A 25,898-nucleotide genomic window follows, 5' to 3' on the forward strand; every position below is an offset into this window, starting at 1 on the left:
GGCAGCCACGACCGCGGCGTCGGCGCAGCCCGCGCCCAAGGTCCCGGTCACCGTCGCCACCGTGCGGAAGGCCGATTTCCCGCTTTACCTCTATGGGCTCGGAACGGTCACGCCGCTTCGGCCGATCAGGTCATCCGGCGGTTGCAGCCGAAGCTTTCAGTCGTCCAGGGCGCGCGGCTGTTCATGCAGGCCTCGCAGGACGTGCGTGTCGGCGGCAAGCTGTCCGCGTTGCAATATCAGTATGTGCTCGAAAGCAGCGATCTCGACACGCTCGACAGCTGGGCGCCCAAGCTGCTGACGGCCTTGCAGCGCCTGCCCGAATTGCGCGACGTCTCGACCGACCAGATGAGCTCCGGCACAACGCTCACGCTGCAGGTCGATCGCGACCAGGCAGCGCGTTACGGACTGACGGCGAACGACGTCGACAACACGCTCAATGACGCCTTCGGACAGCGTCAGATCGCTCAGTATTTCAGGCAGCTTTCGACTTATGACGTGATCCTCGAGGTGCTGCCGTCACTGCGCGGCAATCTCAAGGCGCTCGACCAGATCTATCTGACGATGTCGAGCGGTTCGCAGGTGCCGCTCTCGGCCATCGCCAAATGGACGACCAAACCGGTTCAGCCGCTGGTCATCAACCACGAAGGCCAGTTCCCGTCGGTGACGATCAGCTTCAACCTGGCGCCCGGCGTGGCGCTCGGCCAGGCCACCGCCGCGATCGACAGGACCGCCGCCGAGATGCGGCTGCCTGCGACCATCCAGACCAACTACACAGGTACGGCGCAGGCCTTCCAACAATCGCTCTCTTCAGTACCGGTGCTTATCCTCGGCGCATTAGTCGTGGTCTACCTGATCCTCGGCATCCTCTATGAAAGCTACATCCACCCGCTGACTATTCTCTCCACCCTACCCTCCGCCGGACTTGGCGCGCTGGGCACGCTGCTCGTCTTCCATATGGAGTTCAACCTGATCGGGCTGATCGGCGTCATCCTGCTCATCGGCATCGTCAAGAAGAACGGTATCATGATGGTCGACTTCGCCATCGCGGCGGAGCGGGACCAGCATCTCAGTTCGCTGGAATCGATCCGCCAGGCCTGCCTGCTCAGGTTCCGGCCCATCATGATGACCACCGTGGTCTCGATGCTCGGCGCCTTGCCGCTGATGCTGGAGAACGGCACCGGCGCGGAAATTCGCCAGCCGCTCGGCTACACGATGTTCGGCGGACTGCTCGTCAGCCAGGCGCTCACGCTCTTCACCACGCCGGTCATCTATCTTTACCTGGACGACCTTTCGCATTGGCTGAGCTCGTTCGCAAACCGCGACGAAAGCCAGGAGGAGCCGGAACTCCCGCTGGACGAGGTCAGCCTTGCCCGACGCAAGCTGGCGGCCGAGTAAATCGCTGGCGGCAAGCGAACAATCAGGCGGACCGATATTCAGGCAGTCAGGGCCCGCAACGGTGAAGCCTCATCGGCGGGAGCGCCGAAATTGGCTTCGAGCCAGGCAATGGCGCTTGCGACATCTTCGATAACGAAGCGGGCAGCCGTCTCGCCCTGCGGCTTCACGCGGATCGATATGCCGCCTGCGGCATTGACCGTATCGAAACCGTTCTCGTCGGACGTGTCGTCGCCGAGGAAGACCGGACGCCTGCCGGTGAAAGGATCGAGCTGCATGAAGCGCCGGATCGCGGCGCCCTTGGCGGCTTCGAGCGGCATCAGTTCGACGCCGGTATTGCCGGCGATCACGCGGTAGCCCCGCGGCAAGCGCGCGAGCGCTGCCTCGACCAGCTCCGTCGCCCGGGCCAGAAGCTGCGGCGCAGCTCTCGTGTGAATGGCGAGCACCGGACCCTTGCGCTCGACATAGACGGCCTTGCTTGCGAGCTCCAGTTCGATCTCGTCGGCAAGTGCCGCCATATCCGCCGGCTCGTCCGCGGCTTCGATCTTTCCGTCCGGCAGGAGCCTGTGCTCCAGCCCGTAGAGGCCGGCGATCCGCAATTTCAGCGGGTCGAACAGATGGTCGACGGCTGCTATCGATCGCCCGGTGATGAAGGCGAGAGCGCCGTCGAGCCGCCGCTCGATCCTCTCCAGGAGAACGCGCAGTTCCTTGCTGACCGAGACGGCGTCGGGATGCGCCGCGTGCTCCAGCAAGGTCCCGTCGATGTCGAGGAAAAGCGCCCACCGGCCTTCGGGAAGCGGCGGGGTAAGGTCTGCCTGACTGTTCATCGGAATCCGACTGCCTGTTTGCGTTCGAACATGGATACGACATTGTCGCCGGTGGGGCTCGCCGGCCGGTCGTATGTGACCCGGTCCAGGTCTCCGCGCTTTCTCAGCCGCGCCGCGTCGAGCAGCATGCTGCCGGCCCAGCGAAAGACATTGTTGTCGCGCACGATTTCGCGCATGCGCCGCATGCGCTCACGCTGCTCGTCCGGTCCCATGGTCAGCGCCTGCAGCATCGCCTCGCCCATCATCGCCGCGTCGTAAGGATTGACGATCAGCGCCTCCAGCAGCTCGCGCGAGGCGCCGGCGAAGGTGCTGAGCAAAAGCACGCCCTGCTCGTCGTCGCGCGACGCGACGAACTCCTTGGCGACGAGATTCATGCCGTCATGCAGGCTGGTGACCAGGCAGATGTCGGCGGCGCGATAGAGTTCATAGACCGCCGCTTGCGAATGGTGCTCGGCCACCATGACCACCGGCCGATAGAATTCGCTGCCGTAGCGCTGGTTGAGCTCCTCGGCACAGCGCAGACATTCCTCGTGGAGTTGTTTGTAGGCCGGCAGCGTGCCGCGGCTCGGCGCCGCGATCTGCAGGAACACGACCTTGCCCACCATTTCGGGATGGCGAATGAACAGCTCTTCAAGCGCGTGGAAGCGGTCGAGGATGCCCTTGGTGTAGTCGAGACGCTCGACACCGACGCAGAGCTTGGCGCCGGCTGGAATCCTGAACCGCTTGCGGACGCGCACCCGGCACTCCTCGACGCTGGGCAAGGCTTTCAGGAGGTCGACCGGCCATTCGATCGAGATCGGATAGGAATGCACCAGCGTCACCTGACCGCCGTAGGAAATGGCGGCATCGGCGCGCTCGATGCGGCTTTCCATGAAGCGGTCGACGCTCTCGGTGAAGTTGTTGGCGTGGTACTGGGTATGGAAACCCACGATCGAACTGCCGAGCAGGCCGTCCAGGATGCGCTCACGCCAAGGGCAGATGCTGAACACTTCCGAGTTCGGCCAGGGGATGTGCCAGAAGGTGATGACGATCGCCTCGGGCAGACGCTCGCGGATCATGCGCGGCAAAAGCGCGAAGTGATAGTCCTGGACAAGCACGATCGGCCGCTCGTTGCGAGCCTCGGCAACCACCGTGTCGGCGAATTTGCGGTTGACGGCTTCATAGGCCTCCCAGTCCGACTCGCGAAAAATCGGCCGTGTGAAGGCGATATGGCAGAGCGGCCAGAGGCCCTCGTTGGCGAAGCCCAGATAATAACCTTGATACTCATCGTCGCTGAGCCAGACCCGGCGCAGCGTGTAGGAGGGATGGCCAGGCGGCACCTGCACGCGGTCGGTTCCGTCGACCACCGCCCGGTCGGCGCTGCCGCCGCCATAGGCGATCCAGGTGCCGGCGCAGGCTCGTGTGATCGGCTCCAGCGCGGAAACCAGTCCGCTCGCCGGCACGACAAGTTCGACACCGCCATCCCTGGTTTCGTTGTGGATATAGGGCTCGCGATTGGAAACGACGATCACCTGCGCATCCGGCAGTTCGTCGGCGAGGATCTTGCGCAGCGTATCCGGCGACCATGTCACCAGAGCCGCGTCGACCGACTGCCCGTTCTTCTCGAACTCACGCAGCATCTTTCGCGCCGCCTCGGTGGCAACGTCCTCACCTAGGCCCGGCAAAGTCGAAGTCCTCGGGTGATTGCGACGGTACCGGGAAAACGAAATGAAGATCGCGAATACGGAAAGTCCAAGGCTTGCGAAGATAAGGACCAGTAACAAGACGCCATATTGTGTCATTGAAATGCCAGGTCGCCTCCGGCCGTCCATTAATTGTTTTCGTTCTTGCCGGCCGCAGACGGGCAGACCGGGGTAGGTTTGGAACGCACAAACCGGCGATCAGTTCCGACATTTTCGACTGTTGAACGCAGGGTTGCAGCGCTTTGTTTATGTACGCACGATGAGCGGCACCTGGCCTTCATGCCGATCGGACAGAAAGGCTCCGACGCGGTCGCCGACCCGCTGGAAGGTGAGATCGATCGTCTTGTCGCCGACCGTCAGGTGCCTGATCATAAGGGTGTCGATGCCGATCGGCAGCCTCGGGCGCGTGACGTGCAATTCACCCTGCCAGCCATCGATCTCCAGCCCCAGGCATGCCTGCATCAGCATGAAGGTAGAGCCTGCCGACCAGGCCTGCGGCAGGCAGGCCACCGGATAGGCGATGGGCGCCTCGCCGGGCGCCCGTGCGAAACCGCAGAACAGCTCCGGCAGCCGCATGTTGAAATGCACGGCCGACTCGAACGTGCCGCTCATCAACCGCACCACACTGTCGCGTTCGCCGTAGCGTGCGAGGCCGACGCCGCAGAGCGCCGTATCATGCGGCCAGATCGAGCCGTTGTGGTAGGACATCGGGTTGAAAAACACCGCGTCGTCGGCGAGCGTCCTCAGTCCCCAGCCGGAATGGAAGGATGCCGACAGCAGCTGGTCGGCGACCAGCTTGGCACGCTCGGGCTGCGGCAATCCGACGAAAAGCAGGTGCCCGGCATTTGAGGTACGCACCTTGCAGGGCTGGCCCTCGCCATCGATGGCCAAGGCGTAGAAGTTCATGTCTTCCAGCCAAAAGTCGCGTTCCACGGCGACCCGCATTTCCTCGGCGCGGCCCTCCCAATGCTCGGCGTCCGCGAATTCGCCGCGGCGGCGTGCGAGCGCCGCCATGCCGCGGAAGGCGGCAAAGACATAGCCCTGCACTTCGACCAGCGCGATCGGCCCCTTGGGGATGCGGCCGTCGGCATGGAAAACCGAGTCGAAACTGTCCTTCCAGCCCTGGTTGGCAAGGCCCGACTCGGCGGCGCGCTGGTAGGTCACGAAACCGGTGGCGCGGCTCGCCTCCTCCGTCCATTCGGCGGCGGCTTTCAGCGAAGGCCAAAGCTTGTCGATGAAGGCCATGTCGCCGGTGCGGTCGGCATAGGCGGAAGCCAGATGGATGTAGAGCGGCGTGGTGTCGACGCCGCCATAATAGCGGCCGAAAGGAAGTTCGCGCAGCGTTGCCATCTCCCCCTTGCGCGTCTCATGCATGATCTTGCCGGGCTGGGAATCGCTGAAGGGCGAGGTCTCCGTCGCCTGATGCTCGGCCAGAAAAGCCAGCACGCCGCGCGCCAGCCCGGGATTAAGCCAGAGCATCTGCAGACTCGAGATCACGCCGTCGCGGCCGAATGCCGTCGAGAACCACGGGATGCCGGCATAGGGATAGGGCCCCGTCGGAAGCTCCGTGGTAAGCAGCGCCACATCGGCGCGCGCGCGCTCGACCCAATCGTTGAAGACACGGCCCGAGCTGTGCACCGTGGCGCCATGCCTGCGCTTGGCGCGCATGCCGAAGCGGGCCCGCGCCGCCGCGGCGCGGAAGCGGTCGCGATCGGGCGGATCGGCGACCTCGGGACCAACCTCGATATAGAGCACTTTTTGACTGCGCTTGGTCACCGCGATGAGGAAATCGGCGCGATTGTCGCTCAACTGTTCGGGCGCCTGCGAAAAGGAGATCGCGGAGAGTCGCGGCAGGCCGTCCAGACCGTCATAGCCGAGCAGCACCGAAGTCTTATCGGTTTTGGCGACATGCGTCGTGCCGCGCTTCACCCGGGTCGAGCCGCGCACCTCGAACATGTCGCGAAAATCGGCGGCGAAATGCAGCGAGACGGTGATGGTCGAATGCTCGCGGCTATAGTTGGAAAGCGTGATGCGCTCGAACAGCCTGTCCTGCCACAGCAGCCTGACACGTTCGATATGGATCGCACCCTGCGGAATATCGCGGCCTATGGCACTCTGGATCGGGAGATTGGTGAGGTTGGACGTGAACAGCACATTGTCCTGGCTGAGCGAGGCTCCGAGCAGCGACATCGGCCTGCCGCCGACGGTCAGCCGGAATTCGGAAAGCACGCGGGTGTCGTCGCGGAAGAAGCCGTCGCCCGACCCTCTGATATCGCCATAGGCATCGGCCACGGCGAAGCAGTCGCCCTGCTTGAGCGCAAAAAGCCGATGCGGTTCGCGTGGCGCGGTCTCGTCGAGTGAGGAAAGGGCTACGGCGGGATCGAGCTTGCGCTCGTCGAGCTCCATCATTCGTCACCTCTTTGTTTGCCCCGCCCTGGGCATGATGCCGAAAAGTGTGAAGCGGCTTTCGGGCGACATCATGCTCTATCTCTTTGATTTAGAGCCGGATTCGAATTTCAGGTCGAACAGACCTGAAAATCGTTCGGCTCTAAGGCATCAAGGTCAGGAGGCTTTGGCCTCCGGCGTGCCGGTCAGACGCATATAGGCAACAAGATAGTCGCGCGCCATTCTTGTCGCCGAGAACCTTTTCTCGAAGGCTTCCCTCACCTGCCGCCGGTCGAGATCGAGAAGCGCGGGCATCGACGCGACCGCACCGTCCACGCTGTCCACGACGAAGCCGGTGACGCCGTTATCGACGATCTCCGGCAGGGCGCCCTGGTTCCACGCAATCACCGGCGTACCGCAGGCCATGGCCTCGATCGCGACGAGGCCGAACGGCTCGGGCCAGTCGATGGGGAACAGCAGGCCCGCCGCATTGCCGAGAAACGCGGCCTTTTCGTTTTCCGTGATCTCGCCGACATAATCGACGCGGTCGCCGTCGATCAGCGCCTCGATGTTGTCGCGGAAATAGGCGCGGTCGTCGTCGCCGATCTTGGCCGCCAGCTTCAGCTTCAACCCGGACCGGCGCGCGATCTCGATGGCGCGGTCCGGCCGCTTGTCGCGCGACAGGCGTCCGAGAAAGGCGAGATATGGTTCCTCCGGCTGCGGCTCATAGGTCGGTTGGTAGGCGTCGAGCGGCAGCCCGTGGTGGATCGTGGCGAGCCAGTTCGCATCCGGCAGGCCACGCTTCTGGCTGTGCGAAATCGAGATCATCGGGAAACGCGGAAAGCGTTTGTAGGCCGGCGCCAGATCCACATAATCGAGCCGTCCATGCGGCGTCGTCACGGTCCGCCCCGCGATTTCTTCGAAGAACGGAAAATGCAGGAAGTGGCTGAGATGGAAATGGATGACGTCGAACTCTCCGGCACGCTCGCGCACATCGGCAAGCATCGCCAGATGCGCGGCGATCTCCGATTTCTTCGGCCGCGGATCGAGGCGTATCGCCTGGTCGCGTCCAGGCGCCAGCCTGGCCGACGTCTCGCTGTCGCCGCTCGCGAACAGAGTCACATCATGTCCGAGCCCGACCAGCGCTTCGGTGATGTAGAAAACGATCCTCTCCGTCCCGCCATAGAGTTTCGGCGGCACGGATTCATAGAGCGGCGCGACATGAGCTATGCGCATTTGGTCCCTCGGCTGCTGACGCGAGGCAAAATGCGTCAGCCGCGAGATCGTTCCTGCCCAATTGGCCGCGGGGCCAAAGCAATTCCAGGAAAAGTGCGAAGCGGTTAGCCTCGGCGCATCCGCCGTAGCCTTCCGTCCGGAATTGCATAAACTAATTTAGGCTGGGGCCTTGCGCCCACGCCGCGCCAGGATGTTGGCGACCAAGAGCAACAATATCGACAGCCCCATCATCAAGGTTGCCGCTGCAGTAATTGCCGGGCTCAATTTCTCCCGCAGTCCGATGAACATTTCGAGCGGCATGGTGCGCTGGCTGGCGCTGGCCAGGAACTGCAGGACGACCACTTCGTCAAAAGAGGTGACGAAGGCGAAGGCCGCTCCCGAGAGCACGCCGGGCAGGATCAGCGGCAGCATGACGCGGAAGAACGACGTCAGCGGCCTGGCGCCCGAGATAGCCGCGGCCCGCATCAGGTTGCGGTCGAAGCCCGTGAGGCTGGCGCCGACCGTCACCACAACGAAAGGGCTGGCCAGCGCGGTATGCGCCAGGATGATGCCGGCATAGGTGCTGGCGAGCCCGACGCGGGCGTAGAACAGATACGAGCCGACAGCGGTGATCACCACCGGTACGATCAGCGGCGACAACAGCAGTGGCATGATGATGCGACGTCCGGGGAACTTCTCGTCGGACAGCGCGATCGCCGTCAGCGTGCCGAGCGTCGTCGCGATCACCGTCGTGCCGAAGGCGACGATCAGGCTGTTGCCGATCGCCGACTGCCAGCGCTGCGTGCCGAGCACCACCTCGTACCAGCGCGTTGAGATCCCCTCCAGCGGAAAGATGAAGAAGGCGCCGCTGTTGAAGGAGAGCGGCACCGGAATGAGGATCGGCACCAGCAGGAACAGGATGACCAGCCCGCACCAGATCCACAGCAGCGTGATGCGGATGCGTTCGCCTGTTGTGGGATAGGGAGACAGCAGCATGGGCTACACCAGCTTCAGGCGGTCGAGACCAAGGACGCGCGCAAAGATGCCGAACAGCGCCAGCGTGAAGACGAGCAGGATGAAGGACAGCGCCGCCGCCATCTCCCAGTTCAGTTCGACATTGACGTAGTTGGCGATGAAATTGCTGATCAACTGGTCGCTCGCCCCGCCGATCAGCGCCGGGGTTATGTAATAGCCGAGGCACAGGATGAAGGTGAGCATGCAGCCGGCCATCACGCCCGGGAACACCTGCGGAATGTAGACGCGGCGGAAGGCGGTGAAGGGTCTGGCGCCCAGCGAATAGGCCGCCTTCATCTGCGAGGCTGGAATGGTGCGCATGACGCTGTAGATCGGCAGCAGGTGTGAACGGCAGCTGGATATGCGTCATGGCGATGATCAGGCCGATGCGGCTGTACATCAGGTCGAGCCGGTCGCTGGTAACGCCGATCAGAAGCAGGAAATCATTGACCAGTCCGAACTTCTGCAACAGCACCGTCCAGGCGGCGGTGCGCACCAGGATCGAGGTCCAGAACGGCAGCAGCACCGCGACGATCAGGATGGCCGCCAGCCCCTTCGGCACGTTGGCGATCAGATAGGCGAGCGGAAAACCGAGGATCAGCGTTGCCAGCGTCACCGATGCGGCGACGAAGAAGGTGCGCAGAAACACCTGGATGAAGATCGCCTGTTCGGGCGGCACCTGCTCGATGCCGCCATCGGCATTCCAGCGCAGGTCGAGCGCTGAGCAGATAGAAGGAGGTAAGGCTGCGGGTGCCGCTCCGGATGGCCGGCCAGGTCGACGGCGCGGACCAGAACGGCACCGATTTCACCGCGTCGAGCGCGGCCGGGCCGTCGGCGCTTTCGAGCTTGCGCACCGTCTTCAGCACTTGGCTGCGCGCGCCTGGCAGGCGGGCATTAAGGCTCTTGGCCAGCTCATAGGCCGTGCCTTTGGCCTGGTTTTCCTTCAGGTCCGCCGCCAACGCTGCGAAGGCGTCGTCGCCCGGCACCCCCTGGCCGTTCCAGTTGCCCAATGCCTGCGCGGTCTTCGGCAAGGCGTCGGCGATGGTCGGGTCGTAGACGGCGCGCGAGAGAAGCAGCACGATCGGAATGCCGAAGCTCAGCACCAGAAGGATGAGCAGCGGCGCCGCCAGAAGCAGCGAGCGCATCCGGTCGCCGAATTCGGCGCGCCGGAGCGCCGCCGACACGGACTTCAGGTCCCTGTCGGCGGCTGACCGGTCGCGGGCCAGCGTCGGCCGGTCGAGTTCGCTGGGCTGAAGCGCCGACATTTCGCCGTCCTACTGGGCGAGCCAGGCATTGAAGCGCTTGACGAGGTCCTCGCCATAGTCGCCCCAGAACTCGGTATCGGCCACCAGATAGGCGCCCTTGAGATGGTCGGGAGCATTGGGCAGCTTCGGCAGCGCATCGGGAGCGACGAAAGGACGCCGCGTCGGTGCGAACCGGGCCATAGGTGATGTAGCTGGCGAGTTTGGCGTTGTTCTTGGGCTCGCTGATATAGGCGAGATATTTGTAGGCGAGCTCCGTATTGCGGGCGCCCTTCGGAATGCTGATCATATCGTATTCGAGGATCTGGTTGTTCCAGACGATCTTGAACGGCTTCTTGTCGGTGTCGATGGCGTTTTGGATGCGGCCGTTCCAGGCGGTCGTCATCACCACTTCCTTGGAAGCCAGAAGCTGCGCCGGCTGCGCGCCGGCATCCCACCACACAATGTCCTTCTTGATGGTGTCGAGCTTCTTGAAGGCGCGGTCGACGCCCTCCGGCGTTGCCAGCACCTTGTAGACGTCGGCAGGTGCGACGCCATCGGCCATCAGAGCCCATTCGAGGTTCTGCGCCGGGACTTGCGCATGGCGCGCTTGCCCGGGAATTTCGTCGTGTCGAAGAGGTCGAGCACCGAGGTCGGCGCCTCCTTGAGCACGGTCGGGTCATAGGCGAGAATGTCGCCATAGGCATCCAGACCGACACCGCAATCCAGCGCCGACCCTTGAATGAATTTGTCGCGCGGTGCGATCTTGGAATAGTCGAGCCGCTCGAGGATGCCGGCGTCGCAACCCTGCAGCACGGTCGCGGTCTCGACCGTTACCAGGTCGATCGGCACATTGCCTGTCTCGACCATGGCTTTCACCTTGCCGAGATCGCCGAGATATTCCTGCTCGAGGATCTTGGCGCCGGTTTCCTTGGCGAACGGCTCGAACCAGGCCTTGCGCTGCGCATCCTGCCAGGCGCCGCCGCTTGCCATGATCGACAGCTCCTCGGCGAAAGCGGCGCCGGCGATGGTCACGCAGGCCGTGGCGGCCGCGAGCGCGATGAGATGTGTCCTCACATGTTTCATGATGGTTTCCCCTGTTTTGGAATGGCGCCGCCCGTTCCGGCATCGACCGGAAAGGCGCGGCAATCGTTGGGCGCGCAAGAGACCGTCACGGTCTCGCCGTTCGCCATCGTCGCTTCGGGGCCGACCTTGACGGTCAGCACCTGATCGTTGGCGAGCCTGGCCAGAAGGCGCAGGTGATCGCCGAGATAGATGCGCCCATCGACGGTCGCCGATAGCGCATTGCCGCCATTGACGGCGGCCGAGAGGCTGAGCCGCTCGGGCCGGACGGCGACGTGGCAGATGCTCCCTTGCGTCACCCCGACCGCCAGCGCGGTGATCTCGCCGCCGCCATTCAGCCGAACGCGGCATTGCTCTCCCGAAACGCGATCGACCACGCCCTCCAGCGTATTGTTCTCGCCGATGAAGCTCGCGACAAAGGAACTTTGCGGAGCGTTGTAGAGATCGTCCGGCGAGCCGAAGCTGGGCGATGCCGCCATTGTTGAACACCGCGACGCGGTCCGACATCGTCAGCGCCTCGCTCTGGTCATGCGTGACATAGACGATCGTGACGCCGAGCATCGTATGGATCTGCTTGATCTCGAGCTGCATGTGCTCGCGCAATTTCTTGTCGAGCGCGCCGAGCGGCTCGTCCATCAGCACCAGACTCGGCTGGAACACCAGCGCGCGGGCCAACGCCACGCGCTGCTGCTGGCCGCCGGAAAGCTGCGCCGGCCGGCGGTCCCCGAATTGCTTCAGCCGCACCATGTCGAGCGCGCGGCCGACGCGGGCCGCGATGTCGGCCTTGCTCACCTGACGAACGGAGAGCGGGAAGCCGACATTTTCCTCGACCGTCATATGCGGGAACAGCGCATAGTTCTGAAACACCATGCCTATGTTGCGCTGGTAAGGCGGCAAGCGATCGACCGGCTGTCCTTCCAGCGTGATCGTGCCATGCGTCGGCCGCTCGAAACCGGCGAGCATGTTGAGCGTCGTCGTCTTGCCGGAGCCGGACGGACCGAGCAGCGTCAGGAACTCGCCCCGCGCGACGGCAAGGTTCATCCGCGTGACCGCGAAGCTGCGGCCGTCGTAAGATTTCTCGACGTCGGCGAATTCGACGAAGCCTTGGCCGGCGCTCGCTTGCGCGGAATGCGCAATCGCTGTTCCGCCGGTCGGTGCGAAGGCCTGGCCGACTCTCATCGCGCGCAATCCCGGCTGCCGTCGAGCGATTCGTTACATGCTTTGCGATCCATGCTTCGTCCTCCCGGGTGCGGTCTGCCGAAACAGCGCTGTCCGACTTGTATGGTCACACAATTAAGCTGAAATCCACCATAGATGCGGACAACTTTCCCAGTCAAGCCGGAAATTGTATAGTTATTTTTGCGAGGTTTGATGTCGGACAAGGTCTATTGTGTGGATCATTGTCTTATGCTAGATGCCCGACAAAGTGAGACGTGCCGCAGTTCGAATCCCTCATGCTCGAAGATCTTCGCCTCACCGAGGATGAAAGCCCGGTCTATCGCCGTCTGGCCGACGCGATCGCCGAACGCATCGCCGCGGGCACGCTCGCCGTGGGCGACCGGCTGCCGCCGCAGCGCGAGATCGCGCGCGCCCTGGGCATCAACGTCACGACCGTGACGCGGGCGCTGTCCACCCTGCAGGAGCAGGGCCTGCTCGAGGCACGCCCTGGACGCGGCACGACGGTCGCTGCCCGCGACATTGTCGAACGTCCAGGATTCGTGTCCGCGTCGAGCGACCAGAGCGGCATCATCGACCTCTCCGTCAACCGGCCGCCCACGTCAGCCTATCTCGACGCGCTCGCGGCGCTGATGCCGCGCCTTTCAAAGGATCGCCATTACGCCTCGCTGCAGGATTATCATCCGCCGGAGGGGCCGCTTTGGGGACGCGCGGCGGTCGCCGATTGGCTGAAATCGGTCGCAGGCGATGGCGACCCAGACCGTGTCGTGCTGGCAGCCGGCGCCCAGCATGGCCTCGACTGCGTGCTTGGCGCCGTGACCAGGGATGGCGAGGTGATACTTGCCGACGAGGTGACCTACCAGGGCATCAACGCGCTGTGCCGGGTCCACGGGCTGGACTTGCGCGGCGTCGCCATGGATCGCGGCGGCATGCGCCCGGACGCCTTCGAGGCTGCCTGCACGCAGCTTCGCCCGCGTGCCGTTTTCCTCGTGCCGACGTTGCACAATCCGACGACGATCACGCTGAGCGAGGAGCGCCGGCATGAACTGGCCGCTGTCGCGCGGCGCCACAATGTGCTGATCATCGAGGATGACGTCTACCGGCCCCTGGCCGACGATCCGCCGGTCTCCTTCGCCAGCCTCGAACCCGAGCTGACGATCCATCTCGGCGCGCTGTCCAAATGCCTGGCGCCCGGCCTGCGCCTCGGCTTCGTTATCGCCCCGCGCCCGATCGCCGGCCAGGTCGCGGCGGCGCTGCGCATCAATTGCTGGAGCATAAGCCCGTTGACGGCGCTGATCGGCGCCAGGCTGATCGAGGAAGGTGCCGCCGGCCGTATCATCGATATCCAGAAACAGGAGTTGCGCCAGCGCCAAGCGATCTTGAGCGAAATCCTCGGTCGCTTCGACATCCAGGCGCATCCGACATCGACCCATGCCTGGCTGCGCCTGCCGGAGCCCTGGCGCGGCGCCGGCTTTGCCCGCACCTGCCTGGAGCGTGGTGTAGCCGTGTTGCCGGGCGACGCCTTCGCCGTCGGGCGCGAGCCGGCGCAGCACGGCGTGCGCATCAATGTCGGCGCGGCGCGCTCGCTCGAGGACCTGCGCTCGGCGCTCACCACCATGGCCGAGTTGCTCGCCGCCGGCCACCTGCAGCTGCCGGGCTTCGTCTAAGATCATGATCTCCGCGCCAAAATCCGTCGAGATCGCCGTCATCGGCGCCGGCGTCGTCGGTCTGGCGAGCGCCCTGCGCCTCGCTGGCGAGGGTCGCGAGGTCCTGCTCATCGACCCGAACGAGCCCGGCTCGGGCGCTTCGTTCGGCAATGCCGGGACAATCGCGGAATATGCCTGCATGCCGGTCGGCAATCCCGGTGTGCTGCGGGCTTTGCCGAAGCTGCTGCTCGATCCCGACAGTCCGTTCTCGCTGCGCTGGGCAGCGCTTTTCCAGCTCGCGCCCTGGCTCATCCGCTTTGTCCGGCAGTCGCTGCCGGCGGCAACCCGCGCCAATGCGCTGGCGCTCGCCGGCCTGCTCGCCGAAGCGTTGCCGGCCTGGGGCGAAATGGTTCAGGAGGCCGGGCTTCAGGATCTGATGCGCCGAAACGGCTGCCTCTATGTCTACCGCCGCGCCGGCGATTTTGCCGCCTCCGAAGGCGGGCGGGCTTTGCGGGCCGAGCTCGGTGTCCATCAGCAGGTCCTGACCGCCGACCAGGTAGCCGCGCTGGAACCGCGGCTTGCGGCGTTCGAGACCAAAGGCCTCTATTTCCCGGATTCGATCAATGTCAGTGACCCCAGGGCGGTGATGGCGCGGCTGACGGCCGCCGCAGCCGCCAGGGGCGCTCAATTCATGCGCGCGAGCGTGACCGGCCTTGCATCGGGTGCCGCCGGCGTGCGGCTGAGCGGCCCGGACGTCGCTGTCACGGCGCAAAAAGTGGTGATTGCGGCGGGCGCGCGATCCCGCCCCCTCGCTGCCCAAGCCGGCGACATGATTCCGCTGGACACCGAGCGCGGCTACCATCTCGAATTTCCGACCACGGCGCCTTTGCTCAACCGCCCGGTCTGCCCGGTCGATCTCGGTTTCTACATGACGCCGATGGACGGCAGGCTGCGGGTTGCCGGCACCGTCGAGCTCGGCGGGCTTAACGCGCCGCCCAATCCGCGCCGCCTCGCGCTGCTCGATCGCGGCGTACGGCAGTTCTTCCCCGATCTCGGCCGGCCATCATCGCAATGGCTTGGCTTCCGGCCGTCGCTGCCGGACTCGCGCCCGGTGATCGGTCCCTCGACGAAATCGCCGGACGTGATCTACGCTTTCGGCCACGGCCATCTCGGGCTGACGCTCGCCCCGGCGACGGCGCGCTGGATCGCCGGCTTCATCGCGGGGCGAGGTGTGCCATCGGCCGCCGAATTTTCCGCGAAGCGCTTCGGCTGAGCCACCGCGCCAGGCAGCCGACAATTTCCGGCATCTTGAAATTTGAAACGCAGCCTCCCGCATGACCGGCCCAAACTTTGTACTTTGCGGATCCCGACCATGCGTCTCCAGAACTTTGCAAAGGGCGACAGACGTTTCGGGGCCTGGCTCTCCGAGGCGGTCGAGCCACTGCGGCAGGCGAAACCCGCCATCGAAGCGGAAGGCCGCGAGGCGGTGCGCGAGATCGTCGCCTCTGGAGCCGGCGTCGGTTTCGTCTCGGCGGCGGAGTTCGGCCATGATGCGCGGCTGGTGCCGATTACGATCGACGCGCCGGCGACGCTGATAGACGAAGCGTTGATCTGCCAGCGCGAACGCAGCGACGGCGAGCTGGTGCGCGCCTTCCTCGACATGGCCCGTTTGATGTCGGGGATTGAGCCAGGTTCTTACGTGGATCCGGGCCCAGCCGCGGTGACCCGCCATACGGTGTTGCCGACATCGTCGGCAATCAGCAGCGCCCCGGATTTATCGACGGCAACGCCGACCGGACGACCCCTCGCCTCACCCTTGTCGTTGAGGAAGCCGGTGACGACGTCTTGCGCCATGCCGTTCGGATGCCCGCCGCTGAACGGCACGAAAACCACCTTGTAGCCGTTGAAGCGAGTTCGGTTCCAGCTGCCATGCTCGCCGACAAAGGCGCCGCCGCGATAGGATTGCGGCAGGCTGTTTGCGGTGTAGAAAGCAAGCCCGAGCGGCGCGACATGCGAGCTCAACGCGTAGTCAGGTGGGATGGCCTTGGCCACCATGTCCGGCCGCTGCGGCATGACGCGTGGATCGACATGCTGGCCGTAATAGCTGTAGGGCCAGCCATAGAAGGCGCCGTCCTTCACCGAGGTCATGTAGTCCGGCACGAGGTTCGGCCCGAGCTCGTCACGCTCGTTGACCACTGTCCAAAGCGCCTTGCTTTCCGGTTCGAACGACAGGCCGTTGGGGTTGCGCAGCCCGCTAGCGAAGATGCGCCAGCGGCCGGTGGCGCGGTCGACCTCCCAGATCGCGGCGCGGTCCTTCTCGGCCTGGATGCCGTTCTCGGTGATGTTGCTGTTCGAGCCGACGCCGACATAGAGCAGCGAGCCGTCAGGGCTCGCCACCAGGCTCTTCGTCCAGTGGTGATCGATCGGTCCGCCTGGCAGTTCCGTCAGCACCTTGCCCGGCGCCGTGATCTTGGTGTCGCCCGGCTGGTAGGGATAGCGCACGATCGCGTCCGTGTTGGCGACATAGAGATCGTTGCCGACCAGCGCCACGCCGAAGGGCGAGTTGAGGTGGTCGAGAAACACCCCCTGATAATCCAGCTTGCCGTCGCCATTGGTGTCGCGCAAGAGCGTGATGCGGTTGCTTGGCCCGCTATCGCCGCCGGAAGTGACCCAGCTTTCGACCCAGCCCATGATGATGTCTTTCGGCCGTTTGACCGATGCCTCGTTCGGCGCCTTGGATTCCACCACCAGGATGTCGCCATTGGGCAGCACGTAAAGCGAGCGCGGATGCTGGAGCCCCTTGGCCAGCGCCTCGATCTGCAAGCCTTGCGCGACGGTCGGCTTCTCATCGTTTTTCCAGCCGACCACCGAGGCCAGATGCATAGGCGGGAACAGGTATTGGGTTATCTCCGGCAGCTTCGGACTGGGGCCGATCTGCGCGTTCGGATCGGTGTTGTCGTCGCTGCAGGCGGCAAGGCCCAAAGCCATTGCGCAGCAAAGCGCCGCAATCGGCCATCTTAGATCGCTATCAAACCGTCTCATCGGCCACTCCTACGTGATGGCGATAGACCAGGCCCCAGCCGAGCCAGCCGGTGAAGAGCAGGATGATCACCACCAGCGCCGAGAGCATCAGCCCGGTCGGCACGACGGACGTCCAGGCATCGCGCGTGTGGATCAGCATGTTGAAGAAGGACAGGATAAGCGCCACGATATTGCCCGCCATGTGCAGCCACGCGGTCCGCTGAGCGCGTATCCTGCGACCGCCAAGAAAGTCGGTCAGCCCCGCGATGGCAGCCAGAATACCGACGATGACACCGACGGTTACAAGCCAGGCCGAAAAATTGGCCCAGGTCATTTCGGCAGTCCACCAATAGACGATATCGGTGAGAAAGGTCCCTACGAAACAGGCGATCGGGATGGTTACGAGCATGGGGTGGATGGGATGGCCGGCTATGCTTGCCGTGGATCGCGGGTTATCCATGCGGAAGCTCCTTTCCGCGCTGCTGCTCAGGCTTAACAGCGCAAAAAGGCGAATGTTCCTGCTGAAATCCTAGCGCTCACCAGAAGGTGAACGCGCGATTCTCAGCCATGGCCGGCGCGGAATAGCCCTTCCGAGAGGGGCCGGGTGCACATTTTCGCCGACGACAATCACGTAAGCCGCGCAGCATGCCACTTCAGATGATCGTCCATGAAGGTCGAGATGAAATTGTAGGAATGGTCGTAGCCTTCCTGCATGCGCAAGGTCAGATCGATGCCTGCCTTCTTGCATGCTTCTTCCAGCAGCCATGGGCGCAGACCGGTCCTGCAGGAAGCCATCCGCCGTGCCTTGGTCGACGAGGAATTCCGGATACCGCTTGCCATCCTCGATCAGCAGCGTCGCGTCATAGGCGCGCCAGCTCTTTTCGTCCGCTCCGAGGTACTTCTCGAAAGCGGGCCGCGACCAGCCGGCCGTCGACGGTTGTACGATCGGCGCGAAGGCCGAGCAGCTCCGGTAGCGCTCTGGATTCTTCAGCGCGATCGTCAACGCGCCATGTCCGCCCATCGAATGGCCGAAGATGGCCTGCCGTGACATGTCGACCGAGAAGTTGGCGGCAACGAGCGCGGGCAATTCCTCGGCGATATAGGAATATATCCGGTAATTCTTGGCATAAGGCTCTTGTATAGCGTCGAGGTAAAAGCCGGCGCCGCAACCGAATTGCCAATTGTCCTTCTCGTCCGGAACGTCGGGCCCGCGCGGGCTGGTGTCGGGACACACGACGACCAGCCCGAGCTCGGATGCCATCCGCCGATACTCGCCCTTGTCCATGACATTTGCATGCGTGCAGGTAAGGCCCGACAGGTACCACAGGATCGGACACGGTCCGTCCTTGACCTGGGGCGGCACGAAGACGGCGAAGGTCATGTCGCAGGCTAAGACTTCGGAAGCGTGCGAATAGACGCCCTGGATGCCGCCATGCGATTTCGATGTGGAAACGACCTTCATCGGTTCTGCCTTTCGTCAGGAAATCTCGATCCGGCATAACCACCGGCCGGAACTCGCGCAACCTTGCGCCTTGCATATCTGTTCCTCCGTTGCCGGAAACACCGGGGAAGACGCGCGCCTGGCACAGTCCGATTATGTGAAACGCCCTTTTAGCTTTCCTTGTTTGAGGTCGCCGGCTGCGGGAGTAATAGTCGCGTCGGAATTCGTGAGGAGGAGAAGGATGACGCTGAACTTCGACCCGAGGGCGAAGGCCGCCACGCTCTATCATGGCGAATTCCGGCCGATGTTCATCGGCGGCAAGTGGGTGGCGGCGCAATCCGGTGAGGAGATGCAGGCGCTGAACCCCGCGACGGGCGAAGTGCTGGCCACCGTGCCGCGCGGCGGAGCCGCGGATATCGACGCGGCGGTGGCTGCCGCGCGGGCCGCGTTCGAGGGACCTTGGTCCAAATTCTCGCCCTACGAGCGGCAATGCGTGCTGCTGCGGATCGCCGACCTGTTCGAGAAGCATTGGGAAGAGCTCAGCGTCTCCGACACGCTCGACATGGGATTGCCGATCACGCGCACGCTGGCCAACCGGCGCCGCGTCATCGGCATGTTGCGCTTCTATGGGGGCATGGCGACCGCGCTGCATGGCGAGACGATCGACAATTCGATCCCCGGCGAGATCGTCTCCTTCACCCGGCGCGAGCCGGTCGGCGTCGTCGGCGCGATCATTCCCTGGAATGCGCCCACCGCTGCTTCGATCTGGAAGATCGCGCCGGCTCTTGCCACTGGCTGCACCATCGTGCTGAAGCCCTCGGAGGATGCATCGCTGACGCCGCTCCTGATCGCGAAGCTGATGCAGGAGGCCGGCGTCCCCGACGGCGTAGTCAACATCGTCACCGGAACCGGCGCCGAGGCCGGCGCGCGGCTCGCCGAGCACCCGGACGTCAACAAGATTGTCTTCACAGGCTCGACGCTAACCGGACAAGCAATCGCGCGGGCTGGTGTGACCAACCTCAAGCGTGTTTCGCTGGAGCTCGGCGGCAAGTCGCCGATCATCGTCTGCCGCGACGCCGACATCGACAAAGCCGTGCCGGCCGCGGCGATGGCGGTGTTCGTGCATTCGGGCCAGATCTGCATCGCCGGCTCGCGCCTGTTCGTGGCGCGCGAGATCCATGACGAGTTCGTGCGCCGCGTCGCCGAGTTCGCCGGCAAGCTGCGCATCGGCCATGGCATCGAAGCGGAGACGGAAATCGGGCCGCTGATCAATGCAAGGCAGGCGGGCAAGGTGGAAGGCTTTATCAGGTCCGGTAGCGACGAAGGCGCCAAGCTGGTCGCCGGCGGGTCGCGGCTGACGGGCGAGCTCTATGACGGCGGCAACTTCATCGCGCCGACGGTCTTCGGCTCCGTCTCGGACAAGATGACGATCGCGCGGGAAGAAATTTTCGGTCCGGTCATTTCGGCGATGCCCTTTGACACGCTGGACGAGGTTGTCGCGCGCGCCAACGCGACGCCCTACGGTCTGGCGGCCGGCATCTTCACCACCAGTCTCGGCACCGCGCACAAGCTCGCCCGCCGCGTCAAGGCCGGCTCGGTCTGGGTCAACATCTACCATGCCATCGATCCGGCCGTGCCGTTCGGCGGCATGAAGATGTCCGGCTACGGCCGCGAGGGCGGCGTCGAGCATCTGCACGAATATCTTGAGACGAAGGCGGTCTGGATCCAGACCGACTAGGTCGCCCATGAAGTTGGCAACCGGCTCGTCGCAGCGGGGTTGCGATGCGAACTGCTTGAGCTTGTTGAAGAAGCGCTCGACCAGATTGCCGAGGCTCTTCCGTGGCGACGTGCGCTTGCTGCCGGCTTTCTCAAGCCTGCGGCGGTTCGCCGGCATAGGCACGCGCGATAAGGGCCCGGATCGGTTCCCGCTCCAGCGCCCGCGGGTTCCAGTAGGGATTGGCCAGCGCGCGGTCCGTCGCGATGTCGATCCCGTCGGCTGGCATGCCGATCTCGGCGAGCCCGCGCCGTGCCCCGATCCGGCCGGCGAGATCGTAGAGAGCCATCGCGGGGTCGTCCGTCTTCAGCACGGCCCGCAGGGTTTCCATGACGGCCGGAACGGCGGGCGCATTGTAGGCCAGCGCATGCGGCAGCACGATCGTATGCGTCTCCGCATGCGGCAGATCGAAACTGCCGCCGAGCGTGTGGCAAAGCTTGTGGTGCAGCGCCATGCCGACCGAACCGAGGCAGATGCCGCAAAGCCAGGCGCCGTACAGCGCCTCGCAGCGCGCCTCGCGGTCGTGCGGGCTCCCGGCGATCACCGGCAAGGCGCTTGCCAACGCGCCTATGGCTTCGGTCGCCATTAAATCTATCACTGGGTTGCTTTCCCTGGCATAGAGCGCCTCGACCGCATGGGCGATGGCGTTCATGCCGCTCGTTCCCGACAAGGAAGCGGGAAGCGTCATCGTCAGATCGACGTCGTAGATCACCACTTCCGGCAGCACTTTCGGGCTCGATTGGGTGACCTTCACGCCATCCTTGGTCTCGCCGAGGATCGGCGTCATTTCCGAGCCGGCATAGGTCGTCGGCATCACGATCTGCGGCAGGTCGGTGCGCAACGCGATCGCCTTGGCGAGGCCTGTCGTGGAACCACCGCCGACCGCGACCAGCCCATCGGCCTGAAGCTCCGCCACGACCTTCAGCGCGTCCTCGGTCACGGGCACGGGCGTGTGCATCGTCGCCCCGGCATAGACCCCGGCCGCCGTGCCGCCGAGCGATCCGGCAAGACGCCGGGCGTCCGCCTCCTGCGGCGGCGTCGCCAGCACGAGCACGCGTTTCAGTCCCAGCCGGTCGATCTCCTCCGGCAGCCTTGCGATCGTGCCCGACCCGAAGACGACGCGTGCCGGCTGGCCGTTATAGACGAAGCTTTTCATCGAGCGCCTCCCCGTCAGCCGCGGTTATATGCCCTCGGCATGAAAGTTAGCGACGAAGAGGCGCGCGCGTAAGTGCACCTGCCGGTGATATTCGGCAACCGGGATCTGTTCGCCGTCGGACGCTGGCGTTGGCCGATTGCGCCGCTCCATCGGCGCGGCCGAAGATCGCGCCGCGACGTTAGGCGATCCGCTGCTCGAACTGCGCGATGTCCGCGCTCTTTCGCAGACCGGTCGCGACGACCGACACGCGGAATTTTCCCGCCAACGCCTGGTCGAAAATGGCGCCGACGATGATGTCGGCATCGGCGTCGACTTCTTCCCTGATCCGCGTCGCGGCCTCGTCGACCTCGAACAGCGTCATGTCCATGCCACCGCAGATCGACACGAGCAGCCCCCTAGCGCCCGACATTGAGGCTTCGTCGAGGAGCGGATTGGCGATCGCCGCCTCGGCCGCGATCTTGGCACGCCCCTCTCCGGAGGCCTCGCCGGTTCCCATCATCGCCCGTCCCATGTCCCGCATCACCGACTTCACGTCGGCGAAATCGAGATTGATCAGGCCTTCCTTGACGATGAGGTCTGTGATGCAGCCGACACCGGCGTAGAGGACCCGGTCCGCCATGGCGAAGGCATCGGCGAATGTGGTCCTGGCATCGGCAACCCTGAAGAGGTTCTGGTTCGGGATAACGATCACGGTGTCGGCGCTCTCGCGCAGCCGCTCTATGCCTTCCTCGGCCGCCTGGGTCCTGCGCTTGCCTTCGAAGACGAAAGGCTTGGTGACGACGGCAACCGTCAGGATGCCGGCGTCGCGCGCGGCGCGCGCGATCACGGGCGCCGCACCGGTTCCCGTGCCGCCGCCCATGCCGGCGGTGATGAAGCACATATGCGTTCCCGCCAGATGATCCATGATCTCGTCGATGGATTCCTCCGCTGCGGCACTTCCGACCTGAGGCAGCGATCCCGCGCCCAGGCCCTCGGTCACATGCGCGCCCAACTGGATCAGCCGCGACGACTTCGACATGGTGAGCGCCTGCGCGTCGGTGTTGGCGACGACGAACTCGACGCCCTGCAGCCCTTCGGCGATCATGTTGTTGACGGCGTTGCCGCCGGCGCCGCCGACCCCGACGACGGTGATCTTGGGTCTCATCTCCAGGATTTCCGGCTTGGCGGTCATTTTTTCATCTTTCTGCCAAAAGCACCTGCGGCCCTGCCCCACGATGCGGGACCGGAACTACAAGCACGCGAATCAGGCGACCCCCACCAAGCGCAGGGAATCAGAGCAGGCGCTTCCCTGCAAGGTCCGCTGACATTCTGTCCAGGCGCAAATGCCCCTGCCGAGAGCTGGAAAGGGTTCAGGGGCTCGGGTGATCCGAGCCGCCGCCGTTGCAGAACTTCCTATTGCGTCACCGAAGTCGAGGTGCCCCAGGTGTCCGATAGCACGTAGCCTTGCGGATAAGGGTCCGTCGGATCGAGATAATAATTGTGCTCGCCCGTGATCCAGGCCCTGCCCGTTATCTGCGGCACGATCGCCTTGCGCCCAGTGACTTCGGTGAGCTCGAGGATCTTGCCGGTGAAGCGCGAGCCGATGATCGATTCATGGATCAGCACCTCGCCTTCCTTCATCTGACCCCGCGCCTGCAGCACCGCCATGCGGGCCGAGGTGCCGGTCCCCGTCGGGCTGCGGTCCGAGCGTCCGGGCGAGACGATGCAGGTGTTGCGCGTGACCTTGCCCGGTCCCTGGAACGGCATGGCGAACTGGACGATGGACACGCCACGCACATTGTCGAACTGCGGATGCACGACATCGAGCTGCTCGCGTGCCGCGCGGCGGACCTTCTCGCCGGCCACGGCCAACTCGCGCGCCTCGTCGGGAACGACTGAGAAGCCAAGCGCCTTGGCATCGACGATGGCGTAGAACATGCCGCCGTAAGCGATATCCACCTTCAGCGTTCCCAACCCCTCGACTTCGATATTGGCATCGAGGCGCTCGGCAAAGGCTGGCGCGTTGCGGAAGGTGATCGACAGACATTTGCCGTCGCGGCATTCGGCGCTGACCTCGATGACGCCGCCCGGCATGTCCAGCTTGAAGCGCGTCTCGGGCTCCTGCATCGGCACCATGCCGGTCTCGAGCAGCACGGTGGCGACGCAGATCGTGTTGGAGCCGGACATCGGCGGATATTCGGTCGGCTCCATGATGATGGCGCCCGCGGCGCAATCCTCGCGCGTCGAGGGCACCAGGAGATTGACATGACGGGCAACGCTGCCGCGCGGCTCGCAGATCAGCATGCGCCTGATATGGTCGTGATCGCGCTCCATCGTGATCATCTTTTCCATCATCGTGCGGCCCACGGGCGGCAGCACCCCGCCCACGATGACGTCGCCGATCTCCCCCTCGGCATGGCAGCCGACGACGCGGATGCTGGTTTTGGTGCGCATTGCTTGTTCTCCCTGTCCGGCGCGGCCTGGCAAGTGGTCCTGCTTGGGGACAAACTGACCAAACTGCGCGCCAGCCTCAAGGAGAATTCTGACCGCCAAGGTTTTTCCGGCTGCATGCCGCGCTGATGGCGAAATCGGTCGATCCGCTCCGAAGCGAACAGCGCTATCCGTCCGCCAGTGCCGTCACCTCGCGACGGAAAGGCAGCGCGTCGCCAATATCGGGTTCGTCGAGCTCGCGGGCGAAGCGGTGGCCGGCATAGGTTGCCCAGGCGATCGGCCCCGGCGCTTCCGCATCGCCGATGACCTTGATCGAACGGATGCCGTTGCCGGCCCATTCGTTTTCTCTTGCCTTGAGCTCGCGCCAGACAGCGTCGTCCTGACTGCGCGAGGTGACCAGGACGACGGCATCGGCCGCCAACTCCTGTCGTGCGCCGGTATAGACGCAGGCCATCACGACTCCGCCTGAAGCGATGTTCGTGACAGTCCTGTTGAGGACGATATCCACTCCGAGTTCCGCCAGGCGGCGGTGGATGGCGCCCTGCTCCAGCGTGTTGCGGGTCCAGTCCGAGACATAGGCCGACGGCGTCACCAGGGTCACCTTCGCGCCCTGCCGCGCCATCAGCTCGGCGAGAACCCCGCCCATGTAATAGTGGTCGTCGTCGAACAGTACGATCTTCCCGGAGGGCAGCTTGCCGTCCATCAGGTCGTCGGGCGTGTAGACCGGCATCGCGGCGTCGATCGGCATCGGCACGACATGGGCGCGCGCGACGCCGTCCCGCCGCCAGCTCGATCCGGTGGCGATGGCGACGTTCTGGAAGCCGAAGGACAGGATATCGTCGGCCGACAGCCGGCTTTCGAAATAGATGTCGACATTCGGCATCTGGCCGAGCTGATACTGACGATAGTCGCGCACCCTGCCCCAGGCCGACAGGCCCGGCAGCAGGCACTCGCGCGCCACGCGCCCGCCGAGCGCGGTGCCCGCTTCAGCTATCGCCACCTGATAGCCGCGTAGGCCGAGCGCGCGGGCGGCCTCAAGTCCGGCCGGTCCGGCGCCGACGATCAGCACACTGTCGCTGTCGCCCTTGGCCTGCATGCGCTCCGGATGCCAACCCTTGCGCCACTCCTCCATGAAGGTCGGGTTCTGCGTGCAGCGCGAGATCGACATCGTCATATCGCCGGTGATGCAGATGTTGCAGCCGATGCACTCGCGAATGTCCTCGATGCGACCCTCCTCGACCTTCCGCGGCAGGAAGGGATCGGCGATCGACGGCCGCGCGCAGCCGATGAAATCCAGCGTGCCCGATTTGATCATCCTGACCATCACGTCCGGCGAGGTGAAGCGGCCGACACCGACGACCGGCTTCGAGGTCAGCTTCTTGATGCCGGAGACGAGGCCCTCCTGCGCCGCCTCTTCCTTGAAGCGCGACGGCCCGGAGCAATCCTCCCAGGCGCCATGGGCGAGATCCCAGAGATCGGGCAGCTCGGCATGCATCTCGATCAGGTCGCGAACTTCCGAATTGGCGAAGCCGAGCTCGCCGATCATCTCGTCCAGCGACAGCCTGAGCGTCAGGCCGCACGTGTCGCCGATCGCATCGCGCCCTTCTTCGATCAGTTCGCGCATCAGCCGCGAGCGGTTCTCCAGCGAGCCGCCATATTCGTCGCTGCGCTGATTGGTGGCGGTCGACAGGAAATGCTGGATGATGCCGAAGCCGTGCGCGCCGTAAAGGCACACAAGGTCGAAGCCCGCCTGCTTCGCGCGCTTGAAAGCATTGCGGTGCCAGCGGCGCAGGTCGCGGATATCCTCTCTGTCCATGGCGCGCGCCTGCACCGGATCGTTGGTGAAGGTGCGGATCGGCAGGGCCGACGGCCCGCGCGGAACCTCCTTGGTGTAAAGGTTGGGACCGTTGATGCCGGAATAGGCGAGCTGGATGCCGGCGAGCGCCCCGTGCTCGTGCATGGCTTTCGCCATCTTAGTCAGAGCCGGAATGTCGGCGTCGTCCCACAGGCGCAGCTCGATGAAGGGCGTGATCTCGGAGGTGTGATGCATCTCCGTCTGCTCGGTGAAGATGACGCCCCATCCGCCTTCGGATTTCATGCGCCGCATCTCGGCCGCGGCCGATGGATCGCGAAAGCCGCCGCCATTGCAATGCGGAACCTGGTAGAAGCGGTTTTTGGCGGTCACCGGACCGATCTTCATCGGCTCGAACAGAATGTCGTAGCGTGGGTCGCGCATAATAGCTTCCTTCATGCCGGCTCGGTCCTGCCGATCCGCCGAGATTACTCATAAGTTGGCGTCGGCGCGGGAAAACTACGGAATTCTTCCGTGCGGATTAGGACGCGCCTAACCGCGCATCCGGGGATTAGCCTGCGATGAACCGGGGCTGAGCCAAATTCGACTTCAGGGCGGCGACC

Annotated in this window: 16 protein-coding genes and 5 pseudogenes; 5 read left to right on the forward strand and 16 right to left on the reverse strand. The window is 64.5% G+C overall.

Annotated elements, in window-relative coordinates:
* Positions 1-84: 84 nt before the first annotated feature.
* Positions 85-1,395, forward strand: a pseudogene (locus ACVMIM_RS26935) (efflux RND transporter permease subunit); the annotation flags it as partial.
* 38 nt (positions 1,396-1,433) lie between these two features.
* On the opposite strand, the gene otsB reads toward ACVMIM_RS26935, so the two are convergent.
* The 9 genes and pseudogenes from otsB to ACVMIM_RS26980 form a co-directional block, all read right to left on the reverse strand.
* Positions 1,434-2,219, reverse strand: coding sequence for a trehalose-phosphatase (otsB, locus tag ACVMIM_RS26940; protein WP_476115591.1), 786 nt, complete (start codon positions 2,217-2,219; stop codon positions 1,434-1,436).
* Positions 2,216-4,000 (reverse strand): alpha,alpha-trehalose-phosphate synthase (UDP-forming), encoded by a 1,785-nt coding sequence (locus ACVMIM_RS26945; protein ID WP_476115593.1) that lies wholly within the window; start codon positions 3,998-4,000, stop codon positions 2,216-2,218. Before ACVMIM_RS26945 ends, otsB begins: the two co-directional genes overlap by 4 nt.
* Positions 4,001-4,147: 147 nt before the next feature.
* Positions 4,148-6,310, reverse strand: a complete 2,163-nt coding sequence (locus ACVMIM_RS26950; RefSeq protein WP_476115594.1) for an amylo-alpha-1,6-glucosidase — start codon at positions 6,308-6,310, stop codon at positions 4,148-4,150.
* 153 nt (positions 6,311-6,463) lie between these two features.
* Positions 6,464-7,522, reverse strand: a complete 1,059-nt coding sequence (locus ACVMIM_RS26955; RefSeq protein ID WP_476115596.1) for a glycosyltransferase family 4 protein — start codon at positions 7,520-7,522, stop codon at positions 6,464-6,466.
* 156 nt (positions 7,523-7,678) lie between these two features.
* The gene (locus ACVMIM_RS26960; protein WP_476115598.1) at positions 7,679-8,497 is read right to left on the reverse strand and encodes an ABC transporter permease; all 819 of its coding nucleotides are present in this window, start codon (positions 8,495-8,497) and stop codon (positions 7,679-7,681) included.
* A 3-nt stretch (positions 8,498-8,500) separates the two neighbouring features.
* Entirely contained in the window at positions 8,501-8,836 is a 336-nt protein-coding gene (locus ACVMIM_RS26965; protein WP_476115599.1) for an ABC transporter permease, read from the reverse strand.
* A 122-nt stretch (positions 8,837-8,958) separates the two neighbouring features.
* Positions 8,959-9,780, reverse strand: a complete 822-nt coding sequence (locus ACVMIM_RS26970) for a hypothetical protein (RefSeq protein WP_476115601.1) — start codon at positions 9,778-9,780, stop codon at positions 8,959-8,961.
* Positions 9,781-9,789: 9 nt separating this feature from the next.
* Positions 9,790-10,842: pseudogene (locus ACVMIM_RS26975) on the reverse strand (ABC transporter substrate-binding protein).
* Positions 10,839-12,018, reverse strand: a pseudogene (locus ACVMIM_RS26980) (ABC transporter ATP-binding protein). The pseudogenes ACVMIM_RS26975 and ACVMIM_RS26980 overlap by 4 nt, the downstream one beginning before the upstream one ends.
* Before the next feature lie 275 nt (positions 12,019-12,293).
* On the opposite strand from ACVMIM_RS26980, the gene ACVMIM_RS26985 reads away from it, so the two are divergent.
* From ACVMIM_RS26985 to ACVMIM_RS26995, 3 genes and pseudogenes are all read left to right on the forward strand, one after another.
* Positions 12,294-13,682, forward strand: a complete 1,389-nt coding sequence (locus ACVMIM_RS26985; RefSeq protein WP_476115602.1) for an aminotransferase-like domain-containing protein — start codon at positions 12,294-12,296, stop codon at positions 13,680-13,682.
* A gap of 4 nt (positions 13,683-13,686) precedes the next feature.
* Positions 13,687-14,934, forward strand: coding sequence for an NAD(P)/FAD-dependent oxidoreductase (locus tag ACVMIM_RS26990; RefSeq protein WP_476115604.1), 1,248 nt, complete (start codon positions 13,687-13,689; stop codon positions 14,932-14,934).
* A 180-nt stretch (positions 14,935-15,114) separates the two neighbouring features.
* Positions 15,115-15,339 (forward strand): annotated as a pseudogene (locus tag ACVMIM_RS26995) (LysR family transcriptional regulator substrate-binding protein); the annotation flags it as partial.
* 17 nt (positions 15,340-15,356) lie between these two features.
* Here ACVMIM_RS26995 and ACVMIM_RS27000 read toward each other — a convergent pair.
* The 3 genes and pseudogenes from ACVMIM_RS27000 to fghA form a co-directional block, all read right to left on the reverse strand.
* Complete coding sequence (locus tag ACVMIM_RS27000) at positions 15,357-16,703, reverse strand: PQQ-dependent sugar dehydrogenase (RefSeq protein WP_476115605.1); 1,347 nt, start codon at positions 16,701-16,703, stop codon at positions 15,357-15,359.
* Positions 16,690-17,142 carry a DUF2231 domain-containing protein gene (locus ACVMIM_RS27005; protein WP_476115607.1) on the reverse strand — a complete coding sequence of 151 codons (453 nt, stop codon included), beginning with the start codon at positions 17,140-17,142 and terminating at the stop codon, positions 16,690-16,692. The genes ACVMIM_RS27000 and ACVMIM_RS27005 overlap by 14 nt, the downstream gene beginning before the upstream one ends.
* Before the next feature lie 167 nt (positions 17,143-17,309).
* Positions 17,310-18,144, reverse strand: a pseudogene (gene fghA, locus ACVMIM_RS27010) (S-formylglutathione hydrolase).
* A gap of 220 nt (positions 18,145-18,364) precedes the next feature.
* Between fghA and ACVMIM_RS27015 the strand changes: the two are divergent.
* Positions 18,365-19,861 carry an aldehyde dehydrogenase family protein gene (locus ACVMIM_RS27015; protein WP_476115608.1) on the forward strand — a complete coding sequence of 499 codons (1,497 nt, stop codon included), beginning with the start codon at positions 18,365-18,367 and terminating at the stop codon, positions 19,859-19,861.
* Between the two features lie 130 nt (positions 19,862-19,991).
* Here the strand turns inward: ACVMIM_RS27015 and ACVMIM_RS27020 are convergent, their stop codons facing one another.
* The 4 genes from ACVMIM_RS27020 to ACVMIM_RS27035 all read right to left on the reverse strand — a co-directional run bounded on the left by ACVMIM_RS27020 (position 19,992) and on the right by ACVMIM_RS27035 (position 25,719).
* Positions 19,992-21,053, reverse strand: a complete 1,062-nt coding sequence (locus ACVMIM_RS27020; RefSeq protein ID WP_476115610.1) for a maleylacetate reductase — start codon at positions 21,051-21,053, stop codon at positions 19,992-19,994.
* A 178-nt stretch (positions 21,054-21,231) separates the two neighbouring features.
* Positions 21,232-22,224 (reverse strand): cell division protein FtsZ, encoded by a 993-nt coding sequence (ftsZ, locus tag ACVMIM_RS27025; RefSeq protein ID WP_040996104.1) that lies wholly within the window; start codon positions 22,222-22,224, stop codon positions 21,232-21,234.
* Between the two features lie 221 nt (positions 22,225-22,445).
* Positions 22,446-23,486 carry a proline racemase family protein gene (locus ACVMIM_RS27030; protein ID WP_476115612.1) on the reverse strand — a complete coding sequence of 347 codons (1,041 nt, stop codon included), beginning with the start codon at positions 23,484-23,486 and terminating at the stop codon, positions 22,446-22,448.
* Positions 23,487-23,649: 163 nt separating this feature from the next.
* Positions 23,650-25,719 (reverse strand): oxidoreductase, encoded by a 2,070-nt coding sequence (locus ACVMIM_RS27035; RefSeq protein WP_476117378.1) that lies wholly within the window; start codon positions 25,717-25,719, stop codon positions 23,650-23,652.
* Positions 25,720-25,898: the final 179 nt, after the last annotated feature.

It is taken from the genome of Mesorhizobium sp. USDA 4413 (assembly GCF_056280365.1).

Coding starts and splice junctions, on each gene's coding strand:
- ACVMIM_RS26990 (WP_476115604.1), top strand. CDS start 13,687: ATGATCTCCGCGCCAAAATCCGTCGAGATCGCCGTCATCGGCGCCGGC.
- ACVMIM_RS27030 (WP_476115612.1), bottom strand. CDS start 23,486: ATGCGCACCAAAACCAGCATCCGCGTCGTCGGCTGCCATGCCGAGGGG.
- ACVMIM_RS27000 (WP_476115605.1), bottom strand. CDS start 16,703: ATGAGACGGTTTGATAGCGATCTAAGATGGCCGATTGCGGCGCTTTGC.
- ACVMIM_RS26985 (WP_476115602.1), top strand. CDS start 12,294: ATGCTCGAAGATCTTCGCCTCACCGAGGATGAAAGCCCGGTCTATCGC.
- ftsZ (WP_040996104.1), bottom strand. CDS start 22,224: ATGACCGCCAAGCCGGAAATCCTGGAGATGAGACCCAAGATCACCGTC.
- ACVMIM_RS26965 (WP_476115599.1), bottom strand. CDS start 8,836: ATGCGCACCATTCCAGCCTCGCAGATGAAGGCGGCCTATTCGCTGGGC.
- ACVMIM_RS27020 (WP_476115610.1), bottom strand. CDS start 21,053: ATGAAAAGCTTCGTCTATAACGGCCAGCCGGCACGCGTCGTCTTCGGG.
- ACVMIM_RS27005 (WP_476115607.1), bottom strand. CDS start 17,142: ATGGATAACCCGCGATCCACGGCAAGCATAGCCGGCCATCCCATCCAC.
- ACVMIM_RS27035 (WP_476117378.1), bottom strand. CDS start 25,719: ATGCGCGACCCACGCTACGACATTCTGTTCGAGCCGATGAAGATCGGT.
- ACVMIM_RS26960 (WP_476115598.1), bottom strand. CDS start 8,497: ATGCTGCTGTCTCCCTATCCCACAACAGGCGAACGCATCCGCATCACG.
- otsB (WP_476115591.1), bottom strand. CDS start 2,219: ATGAACAGTCAGGCAGACCTTACCCCGCCGCTTCCCGAAGGCCGGTGG.
- ACVMIM_RS27015 (WP_476115608.1), top strand. CDS start 18,365: ATGACGCTGAACTTCGACCCGAGGGCGAAGGCCGCCACGCTCTATCAT.
- ACVMIM_RS26955 (WP_476115596.1), bottom strand. CDS start 7,522: ATGCGCATAGCTCATGTCGCGCCGCTCTATGAATCCGTGCCGCCGAAA.
- ACVMIM_RS26945 (WP_476115593.1), bottom strand. CDS start 4,000: ATGACACAATATGGCGTCTTGTTACTGGTCCTTATCTTCGCAAGCCTT.
- ACVMIM_RS26970 (WP_476115601.1), bottom strand. CDS start 9,780: ATGTCGGCGCTTCAGCCCAGCGAACTCGACCGGCCGACGCTGGCCCGC.
- ACVMIM_RS26950 (WP_476115594.1), bottom strand. CDS start 6,310: ATGATGGAGCTCGACGAGCGCAAGCTCGATCCCGCCGTAGCCCTTTCC.